The organism is Aurantimicrobium minutum (assembly GCF_029893825.1).
GTDB classification, from domain to species: Bacteria; Actinomycetota; Actinomycetes; order Actinomycetales; family Microbacteriaceae; genus Aurantimicrobium; species Aurantimicrobium minutum_C.
This window is the reverse complement of record NZ_JARXXV010000001.1, coordinates 585,076-601,779: the sequence shown is the minus strand read 5'-3', so window position 1 is coordinate 601,779 and position 16,704 is coordinate 585,076. Positions and strand designations below refer to the sequence as shown.

The 16,704-nt window shown below is 53.8% G+C and carries 19 protein-coding genes; 11 read left to right on the top strand and 8 right to left on the bottom strand.

Annotated features, from left to right (window positions below):
• The first annotated feature begins 44 nt into the window (after positions 1–44).
• From msrA to M2120_RS02830, 5 genes are all read left to right on the top strand, one after another.
• Positions 45–569: a peptide-methionine (S)-S-oxide reductase MsrA gene (gene msrA, locus M2120_RS02850; protein WP_280797212.1), complete on the top strand. Its 525-nt coding sequence runs from the start codon at positions 45–47 to the stop codon at positions 567–569.
• 122 nt (positions 570–691) lie between these two features.
• Entirely contained in the window at positions 692–1,159 is a 468-nt protein-coding gene (ssb, locus tag M2120_RS02845) for a single-stranded DNA-binding protein (protein WP_280797211.1), read from the top strand.
• Between the two features lie 84 nt (positions 1,160–1,243).
• Complete coding sequence (locus tag M2120_RS02840; protein ID WP_280797210.1) at positions 1,244–1,708, top strand: DUF6993 domain-containing protein; 465 nt, start codon at positions 1,244–1,246, stop codon at positions 1,706–1,708.
• A gap of 16 nt (positions 1,709–1,724) precedes the next feature.
• The gene (ettA, locus tag M2120_RS02835) at positions 1,725–3,407 is read left to right on the top strand and encodes an energy-dependent translational throttle protein EttA (RefSeq protein WP_280797209.1); all 1,683 of its coding nucleotides are present in this window, start codon (positions 1,725–1,727) and stop codon (positions 3,405–3,407) included.
• Positions 3,408–3,415: 8 nt separating this feature from the next.
• Complete coding sequence (locus M2120_RS02830; protein ID WP_280797208.1) at positions 3,416–3,904, top strand: acyl-CoA thioesterase; 489 nt, start codon at positions 3,416–3,418, stop codon at positions 3,902–3,904.
• Here M2120_RS02830 and M2120_RS02825 read toward each other — a convergent pair.
• Entirely contained in the window at positions 3,901–4,335 is a 435-nt protein-coding gene (locus M2120_RS02825; protein ID WP_280797207.1) for a Rieske (2Fe-2S) protein, read from the bottom strand. The genes M2120_RS02830 and M2120_RS02825 overlap by 4 nt on opposite strands.
• Positions 4,335–5,210: an acyl-CoA thioesterase gene (locus tag M2120_RS02820; RefSeq protein WP_280797206.1), complete on the bottom strand. Its 876-nt coding sequence runs from the start codon at positions 5,208–5,210 to the stop codon at positions 4,335–4,337. Before M2120_RS02820 ends, M2120_RS02825 begins: the two co-directional genes overlap by 1 nt.
• A 67-nt stretch (positions 5,211–5,277) precedes the next feature.
• On the opposite strand from M2120_RS02820, the gene M2120_RS02815 reads away from it, so the two are divergent.
• On the top strand, positions 5,278–5,910 hold the full coding sequence (locus M2120_RS02815; RefSeq protein WP_280797205.1) for a hypothetical protein: 633 nt from the start codon (positions 5,278–5,280) through the stop codon (positions 5,908–5,910).
• A 16-nt stretch (positions 5,911–5,926) separates the two neighbouring features.
• Here the strand turns inward: M2120_RS02815 and M2120_RS02810 are convergent, their stop codons facing one another.
• The 4 genes from M2120_RS02810 to pepN are packed head-to-tail and all read right to left on the bottom strand — an operon-like array spanning position 5,927 to position 10,138.
• Entirely contained in the window at positions 5,927–6,553 is a 627-nt protein-coding gene (locus M2120_RS02810; protein ID WP_280797204.1) for a LysE family translocator, read from the bottom strand.
• A 3-nt stretch (positions 6,554–6,556) separates the two neighbouring features.
• Positions 6,557–6,946: a globin gene (locus tag M2120_RS02805; protein ID WP_280797203.1), complete on the bottom strand. Its 390-nt coding sequence runs from the start codon at positions 6,944–6,946 to the stop codon at positions 6,557–6,559.
• Positions 6,943–7,587: a mechanosensitive ion channel family protein gene (locus M2120_RS02800; RefSeq protein WP_280797202.1), complete on the bottom strand. Its 645-nt coding sequence runs from the start codon at positions 7,585–7,587 to the stop codon at positions 6,943–6,945. The genes M2120_RS02805 and M2120_RS02800 overlap by 4 nt, the downstream gene beginning before the upstream one ends.
• Before the next feature lie 4 nt (positions 7,588–7,591).
• Positions 7,592–10,138 (bottom strand): aminopeptidase N, encoded by a 2,547-nt coding sequence (pepN, locus tag M2120_RS02795; RefSeq protein ID WP_280797201.1) that lies wholly within the window; start codon positions 10,136–10,138, stop codon positions 7,592–7,594.
• Positions 10,139–10,202: 64 nt separating this feature from the next.
• On the opposite strand from pepN, the gene M2120_RS02790 reads away from it, so the two are divergent.
• From M2120_RS02790 to M2120_RS02770, 5 genes are read left to right on the top strand one after another with little or no spacing between them, the layout of a single operon-like run.
• Positions 10,203–10,694 (top strand): ribose-5-phosphate isomerase, encoded by a 492-nt coding sequence (locus M2120_RS02790; protein ID WP_280797200.1) that lies wholly within the window; start codon positions 10,203–10,205, stop codon positions 10,692–10,694.
• 20 nt (positions 10,695–10,714) lie between these two features.
• Positions 10,715–11,695: an Fpg/Nei family DNA glycosylase gene (locus M2120_RS02785; protein ID WP_280797199.1), complete on the top strand. Its 981-nt coding sequence runs from the start codon at positions 10,715–10,717 to the stop codon at positions 11,693–11,695.
• Positions 11,696–11,698: 3 nt separating this feature from the next.
• Positions 11,699–13,183 carry an amidohydrolase gene (locus tag M2120_RS02780; RefSeq protein WP_280797198.1) on the top strand — a complete coding sequence of 495 codons (1,485 nt, stop codon included), beginning with the start codon at positions 11,699–11,701 and terminating at the stop codon, positions 13,181–13,183.
• A gap of 31 nt (positions 13,184–13,214) precedes the next feature.
• Positions 13,215–14,117, top strand: coding sequence for a carbohydrate ABC transporter permease (locus M2120_RS02775; RefSeq protein WP_280797197.1), 903 nt, complete (start codon positions 13,215–13,217; stop codon positions 14,115–14,117).
• Entirely contained in the window at positions 14,117–14,953 is an 837-nt protein-coding gene (locus M2120_RS02770) for a carbohydrate ABC transporter permease (protein ID WP_280797196.1), read from the top strand. Before M2120_RS02775 ends, M2120_RS02770 begins: the two co-directional genes overlap by 1 nt.
• Here M2120_RS02770 and M2120_RS02765 read toward each other — a convergent pair whose 3' ends face one another.
• Both M2120_RS02765 and M2120_RS02760 read right to left on the bottom strand, forming a co-directional pair.
• Positions 14,954–16,243, bottom strand: a complete 1,290-nt coding sequence (locus tag M2120_RS02765) for a Y-family DNA polymerase (protein WP_280797195.1) — start codon at positions 16,241–16,243, stop codon at positions 14,954–14,956.
• Positions 16,236–16,673: a LexA family protein gene (locus M2120_RS02760; RefSeq protein ID WP_280797194.1), complete on the bottom strand. Its 438-nt coding sequence runs from the start codon at positions 16,671–16,673 to the stop codon at positions 16,236–16,238. The genes M2120_RS02765 and M2120_RS02760 overlap by 8 nt, the downstream gene beginning before the upstream one ends.
• Between the last annotated feature and the right edge of the window lie 31 nt (positions 16,674–16,704).

Genomic DNA, 16,704 nt, shown 5'->3' with positions numbered 1-16,704 from the left:
TAAGGGTCAGCTTTTCTTCAGCAGAAATTGTCTACGCTAGAGCCATGACAACTTTCGTAGTAGCTGGTGGCTGTTTCTGGTGCTTGGATGCGGTGTATCGCACCCTGAACGGTGTTTCTGACGTTGTTGCCGGTTATACCGGTGGTGTGAAAGAAAACCCCACCTATGAAGAGGTCTGCACGGGTACCACCGAGCATGCTGAAGCCGTCAAGGTTGTCTTTGATGAGGCTGTTATTCCCGCAGCTGTGATTCTGGATGTGTTCTTCACGCTGCACGACCCACGTCAACTCAACCGCCAAGGCAATGACATTGGTACCCAGTACCGTTCTGCCATGTTCTACCAGGGTGAGGAACAGAAAGAACTGTTCCAGGCTTCCATTGATCGTGCCAACCAGTACTGGGGTGGGGGATTAGTGACCACCCTGGAACCTCTGGGAGTTTTCTATGATGCTGAGGAATATCACCAGAACTTCTTTGCTCGTAACCCTGGTCAGGGATATTGCCTAGCTGTTGCTGTTCCCAAGGTGAATAAGGTTCGGGCCTCATTCGCCAGCTACATTCGCGACTAGGTTCTACTTCTGCACAGCAGCCACTTCTGCTGAGTTTTCTACATACTTCAGAGGTTTCACCTATGACTAGGGTGCACTGATGCATTCTTCGTTCACGTATTCACGAACGAAGGGACGTCATCATGACGGACAGCATCACACTCACCGGCTTGGTTGCCACCACGCCTCGTCACCTCACCACAACTGAAGGTCTCGCAATCACAAGCTTCCGTCTGGCATCTAGCCAGCGTCGCTTCGATCGCGGCGCCAACCGCTGGGTTGATGGTGAAACCAATTGGTACACCGTCTCAAGCTTCCGTGCACTTGCAGACAATGCGGCAACTTCGATCTCCAAGGGCGATCGAGTTATTGTCTCTGGCAAACTGCGCATTCGCGATTGGGAAAACACGGACCGCTCAGGAACCACCGTTGAGGTTGAAGCAGAGACTCTCGGCCATGACCTGTGCTGGGGAATCTCGACCTACACTCGCAATTCCTCCTCATCGGAAGTTGTCGTAGCAGAGGATGACTGGGGCGGAATTCCCGATAAAGACGGCGATGAGGAAGATATGCCTCTAGCTGCAAAGGCTCGCAAGAAAGTAGCCGCCTAGCATCAGAGTGCTCTCATGGAGCAAAAACACAGAACGCCCCCTTTAGACTTGGGGGCGTTCTGTGTTGGCGAGAAAGGGAAAGTGGTGCGCACTCGTACAGTCGTTACTGCCCTCGCTTTGGTTGGGACCCTAGCGCTGACCGGGTGTTCTGGAACTTCGAGCTCCCACTCCACATCAACGAAGACTGCTTCGGCAATGCCCAAGCCCACCAAGGATCCTGTCTTTTTGCCTGAGGCCAGTGCCAAGGACAACCTGTATTACTTCACTTGGGTTATTGAAAAGACGCTCACTGCGGATCCTGCAGCTGACTCGTATGCAATTGCTCAGGCAGTTGGTGCAGCAGGTTTCGACCCAGCAACCGTTCAATTCACCTTCTCTCAAACTGCAGCTGGCTTAGCTGCTGACACTTCTGAGGTTGCTGTGCAATTCGGGGGAGAGTGTTTAGTGGGGCAATTTGGTCCTGTGGCGCCCAAAGTTATCTCTCGTGTTATGCCTGTGCTGGCCAGTGGTGGATGTCTATTGGGAACGGAAGTTCAGAGCCTGGGCTAACACCTAGAATTGAGCTATGGCTGAGTTCATTTATTCCATGGTTCGTGCCCGCAAGGCAGTGGGCGACAAGCTCATTCTCGATGACGTCACTATGTCGTTCTTCCCTGGCGCAAAGATTGGTGTCGTCGGACCCAACGGTGCTGGTAAGTCCACCATTTTGAAGATCATGGCAGGTTTGGACACTCCCTCTAACGGTGAAGCAAAGCTCAGCCCTGGTTACTCTGTGGGCATCCTCATGCAGGAACCTGAGCTCGATGAGAACAAGACTGTTTTGCAGAACGTTCAAGATGGTGTGGGCGAGATCATGGGCAAGATCACTCGCTTCAACGAGATTTCTGCCGCCATGGGTGAACCCGATGCAGACTTCGACACCCTTCTTGCTGAGATGGGAACCCTGCAGGAAGAAATCGACGCAGCAAATGGCTGGGACCTCGATTCACAGCTTGAGCAGGCCATGGATGCCTTGCGCTGCCCACCTGGAGATTGGCCTGTAGACAAGCTCTCCGGTGGTGAAAAGCGCCGTGTTGCACTGTGCAAGCTGTTGCTTCAAAAGCCTGACCTGTTGCTCTTGGATGAGCCCACTAACCACTTGGATGCAGAGTCAGTGCTCTGGCTTGAGCAGCACCTGGCCAAGTATCCCGGTGCCGTATTGGCTGTTACCCACGACCGTTACTTCCTCGACCACGTTGCTGAATGGATTGCAGAAGTAGACCGTGGTCACCTCTACCCCTACGAAGGCAACTACTCCACCTACCTCGAAAAGAAGCGCGAGCGTCTTGAAGTGCAGGGTAAGAAGGATGCCAAGCTGGCGAAGCGTTTGAGCGAAGAGCTCGACTGGGTGCGCTCCAACGCCAAGGGTCGTCAGGCAAAATCTAAGGCACGTCTTGCTCGTTATGAAGAGATGGCTGCCGAGGCAGAGAAGACTCGCAAACTGGACTTCGAAGAAATTGTGATTCCTGCAGGTCCTCGTTTGGGAGCTGTCGTTCTAGAGGTTAAGAACCTCAAGAAGGGCTTTGGAGATCGCACCTTGATTGACGGACTCTCCTTCTCGTTGCCTCGCAACGGAATCGTTGGAATCATTGGCCCGAACGGTGCTGGTAAGTCCACCCTGTTCAAGACCATCGTTGGTCTGGAAGAGCCCGACGGCGGTGAAGTGAAGATTGGTGATACCGTCAAGATTTCCTATGTTGACCAGAGCCGTGGCGGTATTGACCCCAACCTCAACCTCTGGGAAGTTGTTTCCGATGGTCTGGACTTTATCCAGGTTGGAAACGTTGAAATCCCCAGCCGTGCCTATGTCTCCACCTTTGGTTTTAAGGGTCCAGACCAGCAGAAGAAGGCAGGGGTGCTCTCCGGTGGTGAGCGTAACCGTCTTAACCTGGCGCTGACCCTCAAACAGGGTGGAAACCTGTTGCTTCTCGATGAGCCCACCAACGACTTGGACGTGGAAACTCTCGGAAGCCTCGAGAATGCTCTGCTCGAGTTCCCAGGATGTGCTGTGGTCATTACCCACGACCGTTGGTTCCTCGACCGCATCGCAACCCACATCCTGGCCTACGAAGGCACAGAAGAGAACCCCAGCTACTGGCACTGGTTCGAGGGTAACTTCGAGTCCTACGAAGCTAACAAGATCGAGCGCCTCGGTGCTGATGCGGCCAAGCCACACAGCAGCACCTACCGCAAACTCACTCGCGACTAGGACTGAACATGCGTTTACACATCCCCACCAGTATCCGTTGGTCCGATCTGGATGCCTATGGGCATGTGAACAACGCGGCCATGTTTGGCTTGCTCGAAGAAGCACGTATTCATGCTTTCTGGGCGGGGGATTCTGGTCATGGTGATGATCACCTGGCTACGCGCATCCTGGAAGGTGGGCCTACGGCTGACACCTTCACACTGATTGCACACCAAGAGATTGAATACCTCGCACCTATTCCCTACATGCGTGAACCGTTGGATCTGCAGATGTGGTTGGGGCACGTTGGTGGAGCAAGTCTTGATGTGTGTTACGAGATTTACTCACCCACACAAACTGCAACAGCCGAGAATCCTCAACAGCTTTATGCGCGGGCAACCACCACGATTGTGCTTGTCGATGCAAAGACAACCAAGCCTCGCCGCCTCACCGAGATTGAGCGCGAAGCTATTGCTCCGTATACGGGTGAAGGGATCGCGTTTAAGCGACGTTCCTAAGCGGTGTAAATAACTCCGTCAGTAACCACCACGGGGTAATTCTGGAGGGCACCATCTGCAGGGCCGCCGGTGACTTCGCCTGTGGTGTTATCAAAGGTTGCCTGGTGGCAGTCGCACTTAATGATTTTGTCTCGGCAGCCCACTACACAGCCTTCGTGGGTGCAGATGGCGCTGAAAGCGTGGACCTCACCCTCAGATGGTTGTGTGACAACCAGCTTGGTTCCTTGAACCTCGAAGTTACGACCACCGCCAACAGGAACATCGGAGAGTGGGCCGATCTCGAGACCTGACTTCAAGACACCACCTGCGCCGCCAGCTTGAGCTTCGGTAGAGCAGCCGGTCAGTGCAATGGCAACACCGGCAGCTCCGACTGCACTCAAGCCAATAACTTCACGACGAGTGAACCGTGGGGTGAGATTGCGTGCGGCCATTACTTATCCAATCCGGGTACACGAACCATGCCCTCTTGGGCAACGGAAGCAAGAAGAATTCCTTCTCGAGAATAGATACGTCCAAAGGATAAACCTCGTCCGCCCTGGGCGCTGGGAGATTCCTGAACGTAGAGCATCCATTCATCCACCCGCCCTGAGCGATGGAACCACATCGCGTGGTCCAAGCTCGCAGTCTTACGACCGGGCTGGACCCAAGGAATTCCGTGGCGACGGAATATCGGTTCCAAGATTGTGTAGTCGCTGGCGTAGGCCAGGGCAGCACGGTGCAAAGTGGGGTCATCGGGAAGTGGGGACAGCGCCTTCATCCACACGGCTTGATGGGCAACGTGGGGCCCCTCAACGCTCATGTAAATAGGCGATTCCACGTGCCGTAGGTCAAAGGGGCGTTGATTCGCCCAATACTGTGCCACGGGGTGGTCAATGGGACCTAACAGTTCACCAACAGTTGGGAGGGATTCAGGATCAGGAATGTCTGTGGGCATCTCAATCTGGTGATCCAGACCTGGATCTTCTGTTTGAAACGACGCAATCATCGAAAAGATGGGGACACCATCTTGATAGGCCTGTGTTCTGCGGGTGGAGAATGAACGACCGTCATGAATGCGGTCAACGGAGAAGTCGATGGGCTTCGTAATGTCACCAGCCCGCAGAAAATAGCCGTGCAGCGAGTGCACGGGGCGGTCATCGGTGAGTGTTTTTGTTGCGGCAATAAGTGACTGAGCAAGGACTTGTCCGCCATAGACCCGACCGTGGGGCATGAACTGGCTAGGGGCAGAAAAACGGTCCTCACCATTGACCGCAGGTTCGGCAGTCAGGTGCAAGGTTTCGAGAAGTGCCTCGATGTTTTCGTGCATATGTTCTGAATGCATAATTTCCTTGAGCGCCCGGAGTTGACTTACATTCGCTAGTTTAGGTTGCGAGATGACAAACATAGTGACCCTGGCCAGTGAGCACGACAGTGCGGACCTGAAGACCTTCCTAGAACGAGCAGAGCGGCTCGGTTGTGAACACGTCTGGCTTGTCGGTGCAGGGAATGCTCTGGCGGCTTATGTTGCCGTGTTGACTCCGCAAGGATTGCTCGATGTTGCCCCCACCGTCTTGGGTTTGCGCATCTTCGAACGGGTGGAAACTCACTCTCTGGACATGGTTGTGCAGGTTCGCGCCATGCTTGATCGATTGGCTCATGACTCAATGACAATCCCGTTGCCTGTGGGGCAGGCAGGTATTGCTTGGACAGGGGTAGCGCCGCCCCGAACACACTGGTCACCGGTGGGAACGATGCTTGAAATAGAGCTCCAACTCACAGCCAAGGCCGGTATTGAAGAAGTAGCTCAAGCTAACGGCTTGGGAACGAATATTGTGACAAAAGTTCGTGAAGAAGTCTGGCGCAGAGCACTGAACGTTCAAGGCACAGAACAGAACGAAACAGTACCTGCAGGTGTGGCATTTGCCGGTTTTGGCTTAGGTTTCTTCGACACCGGAATAGCTCAGGTGACCCAGTCAGGTGCCTGGAAGAGAATTGCGACCGCTCGCGGTCACATCTTGGTGAAGTAGCTTTAAAAGATTGTTTCTAGTGGCTGGGGCTTAATGCGACACCAAGTGCCAACACCAAGATTCCAATGCCAGAAATGACCGTGAGTGTGCGCCGAGCTTTGGCTGTGGTCAGCAGAGATGTCGTGCGGTGAATGATGATCGTCATGATCATGTAACTGCCACCGGAAATCACAGTCCAGATGGCACCAAAAATCAGAGTCCCCACTCCAATAGGAACTGTGGCGGGAACAAATTGGGGCAGTAGTGCAATTGCAACTACTACAGCCTTGGGGTTGGTCAAATTCGTGATCAATCCCAGTCGATAGGCCTTTGCGTAGTTCACTGCAGTGTTTCCGCGCAGTTCGAACTCATCTGTGGGATTGCGTAAAGACCACAGCGTTTGCATTGCAATGAATGTCAGATATGCAACACCAAGCCATTTGAGAACTTCGAAAGCTAAGGGAGATGCTCGAAAGAGAGCCGCCAGGCCAAGAGCACTCGCACTACTCCAGATCAGCAGACCAGTGCTGTTTCCCAGAACAGACAATCTGGCAGCTGTGGGCCCAGAGACGATGGTCTGACGCAGCACCATGGCCACAGCCTGGCCAGGGATGATGGTGATGAAAAAGGCGGTCGCGCTAAAGGCGAGAATGTTTGCCCACACCAGTTAGTCCTCGAACGTATTCGTCATGGCATAAGCAGCGCGCTCGAGGTATTCGAGCAGAGTTTCGCGCTGGAGTGGTGGGAGGTGGAGTGTGTCTACCGCATGCTCCATGTGGCCTAGCCAGCGGTCACGAGCATCTGGATTGATTTTGTAGGGCATGTGTCTCATGCGCAGACGTGGGTGACCGCGGGTGTCGCTGTAGGTTGAGGGGCCGCCCCAGTACTGCTCGAGAAACAGCTTCAAGCGCTCTTCGGCAGGACCCAGGTCTTCTTCCGGATACATCGGCTTGAGCACTGAATCCTTAGCAACACCTTTGTAAAACTCGTGCGCAAGCTTGGCGAAGACCGGCTCACCGCCTACTTCGTCATAGAAGGAGAGAAGTTCCTCGCTCATGCTTTCTGTGCCGAGGTTGGCTTCTTGGTTTTAGCCGCGATGCGCTTGGGATCGCCATAGGACTTGTTTCCCACACGAACAATTTCACCGTTGCGCACAAACCAAATAGTGCCTTCTTCACCGCGCAACGTGGTGATGCGCAGGCCAACAGATTCCACTTTGCCTACGGCAAGACCGAGGTCGACGTTATCGCCGACACCCAGCTGGTCTTCGAACACCATGAACATACCGTTGAGTACGTCTTTGACAATGTTTTGTGCACCAAAACCTAGTGCTGCTGTTCCGATACCTGCTGTTGCCACAATGGCGGTGACAGAGACACCGAGCACCTGCAAAATCTGGATTGCAGAAATGCAGACAATTGACCAGGTGATGAAGTTGTGGAATACCGTACCCATCGTCTTTGTGCGCTGCACCTGACGGCTTGCCACCACGGTTGCAGGAACGCCCACAGGGCCAGTGTGGTCAGACGTGCCACCATTCTTTTTTCTAGCGTCTGAGACTAAACGCTTGATGACACGGTCACTCACTGCGAGCAGAATGCTTCGCAAAATGACCGCAATGAGGACGATCACGACAATGTTGAAAGGGATTTCAGCGGCGTGATAAACCGTAGATGCCCAAGCCCAAAATGAGTCCATAGTTTTATCCTTGCTTGTCGCGAGCCTGGGCTGCGAGCGTGCGCTCAGTGCCCGCCAGGTTTTCTACGATCAAACGTCGAAGTGGGGCTGGTGGGTTGTTCTTCGCCAGGTAGTCGCGAGTTGCCTGTGCCAGTGCTTCGTTAGCTAGTGGTGCGGGGTAGTAGCTTTCGACAAGTTCTTCAGCGATGGCATAGCTGCGGTTGGCCCAGATCTTCTCAATAGAGTCAAAGTACTGAGCGACGAAGGGTTCAAGAACGGCCAAGTCTTGTGCCTTGTTGAAGCCCAGACCGGTTGCTCGAACGATGAGGTTGGGCTTGTCATCTTCGACCCAGACCGAGTTCCATGCCGTTTGCTTCTGTGCCAGTGAAGGCAGTGCTGCCTTCGCGTGGGCAGCAGACTGTGCTCCGGTGGCAGTGTTGTCTTCGGCGAGGTAGCCATCGATATCTGCCTCGGTAGCTTGGCCGCCTGCGGCGAGAGAAATGAGAAGTTCCCAGCCGAGGTCAGTGTCGATGTCGAGACCGCCCAGGGAGATTTTTCCGTCACGCAGTTCTTTCACGTGAGTGAGGTGCTCCTGAGTAGAGGCGAGAGCAGCAAAGCTACGCAAGAACTGGAACTGGTTGTCGCTACCGGCTTCTGCATTGTTAGCCAGAGTCCAGAGTGCATCTGCCACTCGTACGGTCTGAGCATCGCGAGTTGCAGGGTCAACATAGCTGGATGCAACGAGCAGGAGCTGTCCGAGCACGGTGCGCACAACAGTCGACTCGGTTTCGGTGGCAATGTTTCCCAAAACTAGGTCGATGAAATCACGACCTGCGGTTTCGGCATCACGAGTCGAATCCCACACCGAACCCCACACCAGAGAACGAGCCAGCGGGTCTTCAATGTCCTTGAGGTTGGCGATAGCAACTCGGAGTGAGGCTTCATCGAGTCGAATCTTGGCATAGGCAAGATCGTCATCGTTGATGAGAATCAAATCTGGACGGGTGAGTCCAATCAGCTCAGAAACGTCAGTACTGGTGCCATCAACATCGAGTTCAACCCGGTGATCGCGCACAAGTTTGTTGTTCTTGAGGTTATAGAAACCAATCGCCATGCGGTGGGGGCGAATGGTGGGCCACTCTGCAGGGGCACTCTGTTCAATAGAGAACGCCGTGATGGTGCCATCTGCATCAGTGGACAGTGCAGGACGCAGAGTGTTCACACCCGCGGTTTCTAACCAGAGTTTGGACCAGGTGGTCAGATCGCGGCCTGAGGTTGCTTCGAGTTCAACCAGGAGATCCTTGAGCTCGGTGTTTCCGTAGGCGTGCTTTTTGAAGTACTGACCCACCCCGGCAAGGAACTGCTCCTGTCCGACCCATGCACCAAGTTGTTTCAGAACAGAACCACCCTTGGCATAGGTGATGCCATCAAAGTTCACACGCACAGCATCTAGATCTGGAATATCGGCCACGATGGGGTGGGTGGAAGGGAGCTGATCTTGACGATATGCCCAGCTCTTCTCCATGACAGCGAATGTGGTCCATGCTTCGTGCCACTCGGTGGCTTCCGCTGTTGCCAGGGTTGAGGCGTATTCAGCAAAACTTTCGTTAAGCCACAGGTCATTCCACCAACGCATCGTGACCAGGTCACCAAACCACATGTGGGCAAGCTCGTGCAGGATGGTGACAACACGACGTTCACGGATGGCATCGGTGACTTTGGAGCGGAAGACGTAGGCCTCGGTGAAGGTCACACAACCAGCGTTTTCCATTGCTCCTGCGTTGAATTCGGGAACAAAGAGCTGGTCGTACTTATCGAAGGGATAGGCGTAGTCGAACTTCGATTCGAAGTATTCGAAGCCTTGTCGGGTCTTGTCAAAGACATAGTCCGCATCCATGTATTCAGACAGGGACTTTCTGCAGAACACACCCAAAGGAATCACGCGGCCATCGGCACTGGTGAGCTCACTGCGAACTACGTCATAAGGGCCAGCAACCAGCGCGGTGATGTAGCTGGAAATGCGAGGAGTGGGTTCAAAGTTCCATGTTGCTGAACCGTTGCCGTGCTTCACCGGAGCAGGTGTGGGCTGGTTGCTGGTGACTTCCCACTTTTCTGGGGCGGTTACCGTGAACTGGAATGTTGCCTTGAGGTCTGGCTGTTCGAAAACAGCAAACATGCGACGAGAGTCTGGAACCTCGAACTGGGTGTAGAGGTACACCTCACCATCGACGGGGTCGACAAAGCGGTGCAGACCCTCGCCGGTGTTCGTGTACTTGGCTTCTGCCACAACCGTCAGAGTGTTCTCTGCCTGCAGGTTCTCCAGTTGAATACGTGTGCCATCGGAAACCTGTGCGGGGTCGAGCTCAACACCGTTCAACGTAACGCTGTGCACGCTGGAGGTTATTGCATCAATGAAGGTGGAATATCCGGCTGTTGCGGAGAAGTTCACGCTCGTCGTCGCGCCAAAAACTTCTGCTCCACGCAAGAGATCTAGATCCACGGCATAGCTGTGAACGGCGATGTTCTGCGCTCGTTCAATGGCTTCGAGGCGGGTGAGGTTTTCTCCGGACACGTTTATTCCTTCCAGCGGTTTAGTAAAGAGCCTAACCCGGTCCACGCGCCCCTAAAATCAAAGAATGCGCATTCACATCGCCACAGACCACGCCGGCCTCGAATTCAGCCAGTTCCTTCAGAACCACCTTGCCGAAGCAGGGCATGAGGTTGTGGACCACGGACCCAAAGAATACGACGCATTGGATGACTATCCCGCCTTCTGCATCAATGCTGCAGCTGCCGTGGCAGCTGATCAGGCCGCAGGTGTTGAGTCACTCGGTGTGGTCTTTGGCGGTTCTGGTAATGGTGAGCAGATTGCTGCAAACAAGGTCACCGGTATTCGTGCTGCACTCGTGTGGAGCCAGGCAACTGCCCAATTGGCACGAGAACACAACAACGCCAATGTGATTTCTATCGGCGCGCGTCAGCACACTCTCGAAGAAGCTGTGGGCTTCATTGACACCTTCATTGCTGAGCCGTTCCCAGGTGATGAACGTCACGTTCGTCGTATCGCGCAGCTTGCTGAATACGAAACCACCGGAGATATTGCCGGCAAGGAAGTCGACAAGTACTAATTAGTTAGACAGCACTGCCGATGCCTGAGGGTCACTCCGTTCATCGAATTGCGAAGCAGTTCGATAGAAACTTTGTGGGTCACCACATTGCGGTGAGCTCACCCCAGGGGCGTTTCGCTCAGGGTGCTGCCACCCTCAACGGCACCGAACTCCTCGAAGTGTGGGCTGTGGGCAAGCAAATGTTCATGGGCTTCGCAGGGGATCACTGGCTTCGCGTGCACCTAGGGATTTATGGTGCGTGGGATTTCTCCGGCGATATCCAGGCAGATGCCACAATTGCCTCCGCCAATGGTCGGATGGGGCAGACCAATCAGCGTGGAACTGTTTTCGATGCTGAAGGTGAAAACTCTCTGACATCCATTGGCGCACCACGCAAGACTCGTGTGCGGATGGCAGAAGCAGAGAAAGAATCTGCTGTGGAAGCCACAACTGTTTTTCCACCAGAACCTATCGGGCAAGTCCGCGTCAGACTGCTGACCGAGACGGTCTGTGCAGATCTGCGCGGCCCGACTGCCTGTGAGGTGCTGAGCAGGGAACAAGTAGATGTGGTGCTGCAGCGGCTCGGACCTGATCCGCAGCGTGACCCTAGTGACGTTGCTGGTCAGCGTTTTGTGGATGCGATCACAAAGAAAAACACAGCAATAGGGCTATTGCTCATGGATCAGTCTGTCGTTGCTGGCATTGGCAATGTGTATCGGGCAGAGATCTTGTTTCGAGCAGGAATTGATCCCTACCGTCCCGGCAAACAGATCACCACTGACGAAGCATGGAACCTCTGGCGGGATTGGGTTTATCTGTTAGACATCGGTGTTCAAACAGGTCAAATGATGACAATTGATGGGCTTGAGGGCGAGCAGTGGCGCAAAGCAATGGCAAACCGAGCAGACCGCCATTGGGTGTACAAGCGAGAAGGATTGCCCTGTTTAACCTGCGGTACGAATATTCGTCTCGATGAGATGGCTAACCGCAAGCTGTATTGGTGTCCTTCGTGCCAAACTTGAGCCATGCAACTGACCCTCACTAACGCTCGAATCCCCGGTGAGCGCGGACTTATTGGATCTTTGATCAATGTGGTGATTACTGATGGTGTCATCACTGACATTCAGTTCGTGGGAGCGACCGGAGCTATCAGTCTTGACTTCGACCCAGCTGGGGAAGTTGTTGACCTTGATGGTCGTTATCTCATTCCTGGCATGTGGGATACCCACACACACTTCACTTCATGGTCCATGCTGTTGCAGCGTCTGAACCTCGAAGGCGTCGCCTCGGCGGCGGAAGTGGGAGAGCGGGTCAAGGCACGTCACGCGACCCATCCAGGAACCATGGTTGGTTTTGGCTGGCGTGGAAGTTTGTGGGAGCACGAACCACACTTCAGCGTTCTTGATCAAGCGTGCCCGGATGAAGAGGTCTACCTCTTCAGTGGTGATGGTCACAGTGTGTGGCTAAACACAAAGGCCTTGGAAGCTCGTGGTCATGCTGGTCACCCCACAGGTCTCCTAGTCGAAGATGATTGCTTTGCCATTTGGGGCTCGTTGGCTGATCTCAGTCCAGAAGAACTTGATAAGGCAGTTCTTGAAGGTTCCAAGGCTGCCGCCGCCCGTGGTGTTGTGGGCATTGTGGACTTCGAAATGGGATGGATACTGCCGGACTGGCGTCGCCGCATTGGTAATGGCAATGACTATCTCCAAGTTGAATTCAGTGTTTACACCGAGAACCTGGACCGCGCTATTGAGACGGGGTTGCGCACCGGCGACATCATTGCCTCAACTGAGGGCCTGTTGCGGATGGGCAATTACAAGCTCATCTCAGACGGTTCTTTGAACACCAGAACCGCGTTCTGCCATGACCCATACCCCGGTCTAACAGGTAAGAATGCCCGAGGAATTCTCAACGTCTCTTATGACGAGTTAGTTTCGTTGATGACGAAAGCTAGTGCTGCCGGAATTAACTGTTCTATTCACGCCATTGGTGATGACGCCAACACCTTTGCCTTGAACGCCTTTGAGGAAGTGGGCTGCGAAGGAACCATTGAACATGCGCAGTTATTGGCGTGGGAAGACATTCAGCGCTTTGCAGATTTGGGTGTTGTGGCCTCTGTTCAGCCAGAGCACGCGATGGATGATCGTGATGTGGCAGATGTGTTGTGGGCAGGGCGCACCGATAGATGCTTCCCCTTCGCCACCATGCTCGATGCAGGGGTGAAACTGTCTATGGGCTCTGATGCTCCTGTTGCGCCGCTTGATCCATGGTTTGCCATTGCTTCTGCGGTTGAGCGCACCCGTGATGAGCGTGCTCCATGGCACCCAGAGCAGCGGATTGAACCACAGGCGGCACTCGAAGCATCTGCAAGGACACGTATTGCGGTGGGGCAGCCTGCCGACTTGTGTGTTGTGGATATTGATCCATTGTTTGCCTCTGTTGATGAGCTACGAAACATGCCTGTGTCGCTAACTCTCAACGGTGGACGCATTACCTTCTCTGCTCTTTGATATTCCTACAGAGATAAGGAACAATCACTTCGTGGCCACATCGCATCGTACCCGAGGATATGGGTGGTTTCTTTACCCAGGATTTATCGTGCTGGTGGTCTTTTTCTTCGGCATGCTGTTCTGGAACATGGGCATCAGCATGCTCAAGTGGCCTGGTTTTGGTCCTGCCAAATTTATCGGTTTTGACAACTATAAAAACATCTTCACGAATGAAGATTTTTGGTATTCCTGGCTTCACGCTTTTTACTACGTCATCCCGTTCTCGCTGATTCCAACACTGTTCGGACTCGTTCTTGCTGTGGCGTCGTATGAGACGTTTATCGGCCGGTGGCTGCGCAAAATTGTTCCTATTGCCAGAACTGGTTTCTTCCTCCCTCAGGTAGTTCCTATTGCTGTCTCTGGTGTGATTTGGTTGTGGATGCTCGATGAGAGCAACGGTGTAATCAACCAGACACTGGCGAACATCACGGGTAAACCTGTGGCTATTGACTGGGTGGGGCAGCCCAACACGGCCCTGATTGCGCTGTCGTTGTTCATGATCTGGTTGCAAACAGGGTTTGCCTATGTCGTGTTTTTGGCTGGACTTTCCCGGCTAGATCCTTCTGTGGTGGAAGCATCACACTTGGATGGAGCAAACTGGTGGCAACGTCTCCGCTGGATCATCGCTCCGTCGCTGCGTCCGGAAGTCTTTGTGGTTTTACTCTTCTTGAGCGTGGGGGCACTCAAAGTGTTCGCCCCCGTTTTCTATCTGACCTTTGGTGGGCCACGCGCGAGTACAACCTCACCAGCCACCTTCGCTATTAACAGTTTCTTTGGTGGACAGTATGTGGGTTATGGCTCGGCTGTGACCACCATGCTGGCCGTCCTCATTGGTCTTGTTGTTGCTGCAGTATTTGGTATTGCCAAGCTGCGCGCAAAGGTCAGTGATAAGTGATGAGAAAGTTCTTTACACGCCTTCCAGCCGTGGTCGTGGCGCTGGTCGTTCTCTCCACTGCGCTGTTCTGGCTTTTGCCGATGTACATGATTGTGATTGGTTCACTCAAGGAAGGTCGTGAGTTCACCTTCTCGGGCTTCCTTGATCTGCCCACCCACATTGAATGGGCAAACTATGCCTGGTTCTTTGACGAACTGAATATGCCCCAGAAGATCGGCAATTCATTTATCATCAGTGTGAGCGCTCTACTTCTGAGTTTGATCATCGCTTTCCCGGTTTCCTATGCGGTCAGTGTTGGTCGACACCGCCTACGCCCCTTTGTTATCGGTATCAGTGTGTTGATATTCCTGCTTCCACTGGAAGCTGTGGCTTTCCCGATCTATTTGCTCTCCAAGATGCTGGGCATGTATGGAAGCATCGGGTTCCTGATCTTCCCCCTTGGAATTATTGGCAGCGCGTTTGCGATCTTCTTACTCGCTAACGTGATGAGTCACATCCCGGTTTCACTCTCCGAAGCCGCCGAAATTGACGGTGCGAGCAAGTTCCAAGTAATGACCCGCGTGGTGTTGCCTCTGATGATGCCCACGTTGCTGACAGTGGGGCTGCTGCTATTCGTCAACAACTGGAATGAATATTTGCTCACGCTCCTACTCTTGCCAGATACCGCCAACCAAACAGTTCCTCTGGCTATTTCTGCGGTGAACTACGGGCAATTCGGTGGCGCACCCGGTCAGCTTGTTGCTGCGGCTAGTGTGCTTGGAACCCTGCCATCCTTGCTCGTGTTCTTGTTCTTCCAGCGCACTTTGGTGCGGGGAATCACCGCGGGAACCCAGTAGTTACTTTGCGTGAACGGTGGCCAACTCATCCCACCGTGTGGTGGCCCTGAGGGAGAGGAGCTCTCTCTTCATCTCCCACTGCCGTGGAGATTTGAAGCCGGCTGCTCCTAACCCAATACTGAAGGCGCCATGCTTCTCCATCACGTGATCAAGTACTTCACCAAGCTGCCTGCTCTCGTGAATGGGGGTGAACAGGTCGAGGTATTGGTGAGAGGTTTTAGGACTCACATCGTGGAGCATGATTCCTGCGCGCACATACTTCCTACCGTCCTCAATGCACTCGAGTAGGACAGCACTCGATGCCTTCAAAATCTCCACGGGATCGTTGGTCGGAACGGAGAACACCGCGTTCCTATAGGGGGAGTGGAAGGGTTCGTTGGCAAAGCGTGAAGTTCCCGCAAAGCACGTCAATGCTGCCGCCACAGAACCCTGCTTGCGCAGGCGTTTACTCACGCGCTGGGCATAGACCGCCAAGACTTCTTCCATCTGCTTGCGTGTGGTGACCGGGGTGGCAAAACTGCGCGAATACATCACCTGGTTCTTCACCAGACGCTCACCCTCGAGCTTGATGCAGTCGATGCCACGCAACTCATAGAGTGAGCGCTGCACCACCACGCCAAACTTCTTCTTGATGCGCACGGGGTCCGCATCCCTCAAATCTTTGATGGTGTGGATACCCATGCTGTTGAGGCGCTTACTCAGACGCCGGGCAATGCCCCAAATATTGTCCACGGGCAAGGCGGCCATGATGTGGTCAAGCTGTTCAGGCGTGAACTGGTCGAGATTACACACCCCGCCCAAACCCGCAGACTTCTTTGCCCCGCTATTGGCGAGCTTGGCTTGAGTCTTCGACCTGCCAATACCCACACACACCGGTAAGCCAAGCTTGTTGTAAATGGTGGCTTTGATCTCGTGGCCTAGAGCAACGAGCTCTTCTGGTGTTCCGCTGAGTTCGAGGAAGGCTTCATCGACGCTATACACCTCCACGTGGGCAGAGAACTCATGCAAGATACTCATCACACGTGAGGAGAGATCGCCATAGAGCTCATAGTTGGATGATCTGGCCACCAAGCCCACACTGGGTGCCCAGGCCGAGATCTTGAACCAGGGAATGCCCATCTTCACGCCCAGTGCTTTAGCTTCCTTGCTCAGTGCCACCACGCAGCCGTCATTGTTCGAGAGCACCACAACAGGTTTGCCCTCGAGGCTCGGGTCAAAGACACGCTCGCAGGATGCGAAGAAGCTGTTCACATCCACCAGCGCAATGCGGCGTTGTGAAGGGTTAGACATGGTGCAAACACCGAGTCACAACGCCCCAAATCGTCAGTTCACTCAAGCTATCCACGGCAATATCGGGGTAACGAGGATTCTCGGCTTTGAGTAGCACTCGCTCAGAACGAATGAATAATCGCTTGAGGGTTAGTTCACCATCGAGCACTGCCACCACGACGTCACCGTCGCGAGGTGTCAGGGCTCGATCCACGATCACTTCATCGCCGTCACTAATGCCGGCATTTTTCATGCTGTCGCCGGCAACGCGAACAATGAATGTGGAATTCACGTCTTTGATTAGGTGAGTATTCAGGTCAACTCGACCATCAAAATAATCTTGCGCGGGGGAGGGAAAACCTGCTTGAACGGCAGTGGAGGCAGCCAGAATTGCCGGAATTGATTCTCCGGTGAGTGGTCTGACCACTAATTCCAGGTGTTGTTGTGCCATGCGGATCCCCTCCTGTTATTCGAATATATCT

What these genes read in the sequence shown, in the direction of transcription:
- M2120_RS02760 (WP_280797194.1), bottom strand. Translation starts at nt 16,673, where the DNA reads ATGGCACAACAACACCTGGAATTAGTGGTCAGACCACTCACCGGAGAA.
- M2120_RS02770 (WP_280797196.1), top strand. Translation starts at nt 14,117, where the DNA reads ATGAGAAAGTTCTTTACACGCCTTCCAGCCGTGGTCGTGGCGCTGGTC.
- M2120_RS02785 (WP_280797199.1), top strand. Translation starts at nt 10,715, where the DNA reads ATGCCTGAGGGTCACTCCGTTCATCGAATTGCGAAGCAGTTCGATAGA.
- M2120_RS02825 (WP_280797207.1), bottom strand. Translation starts at nt 4,335, where the DNA reads ATGGCCGCACGCAATCTCACCCCACGGTTCACTCGTCGTGAAGTTATT.
- M2120_RS02800 (WP_280797202.1), bottom strand. Translation starts at nt 7,587, where the DNA reads ATGGACTCATTTTGGGCTTGGGCATCTACGGTTTATCACGCCGCTGAA.
- M2120_RS02815 (WP_280797205.1), top strand. Translation starts at nt 5,278, where the DNA reads ATGACAAACATAGTGACCCTGGCCAGTGAGCACGACAGTGCGGACCTG.
- M2120_RS02780 (WP_280797198.1), top strand. Translation starts at nt 11,699, where the DNA reads ATGCAACTGACCCTCACTAACGCTCGAATCCCCGGTGAGCGCGGACTT.
- M2120_RS02820 (WP_280797206.1), bottom strand. Translation starts at nt 5,210, where the DNA reads ATGCACGAAAACATCGAGGCACTTCTCGAAACCTTGCACCTGACTGCC.
- ettA (WP_280797209.1), top strand. Translation starts at nt 1,725, where the DNA reads ATGGCTGAGTTCATTTATTCCATGGTTCGTGCCCGCAAGGCAGTGGGC.
- msrA (WP_280797212.1), top strand. Translation starts at nt 45, where the DNA reads ATGACAACTTTCGTAGTAGCTGGTGGCTGTTTCTGGTGCTTGGATGCG.
- M2120_RS02830 (WP_280797208.1), top strand. Translation starts at nt 3,416, where the DNA reads ATGCGTTTACACATCCCCACCAGTATCCGTTGGTCCGATCTGGATGCC.
- M2120_RS02790 (WP_280797200.1), top strand. Translation starts at nt 10,203, where the DNA reads ATGCGCATTCACATCGCCACAGACCACGCCGGCCTCGAATTCAGCCAG.
- M2120_RS02805 (WP_280797203.1), bottom strand. Translation starts at nt 6,946, where the DNA reads ATGAGCGAGGAACTTCTCTCCTTCTATGACGAAGTAGGCGGTGAGCCG.
- M2120_RS02765 (WP_280797195.1), bottom strand. Translation starts at nt 16,243, where the DNA reads ATGTCTAACCCTTCACAACGCCGCATTGCGCTGGTGGATGTGAACAGC.
- ssb (WP_280797211.1), top strand. Translation starts at nt 692, where the DNA reads ATGACGGACAGCATCACACTCACCGGCTTGGTTGCCACCACGCCTCGT.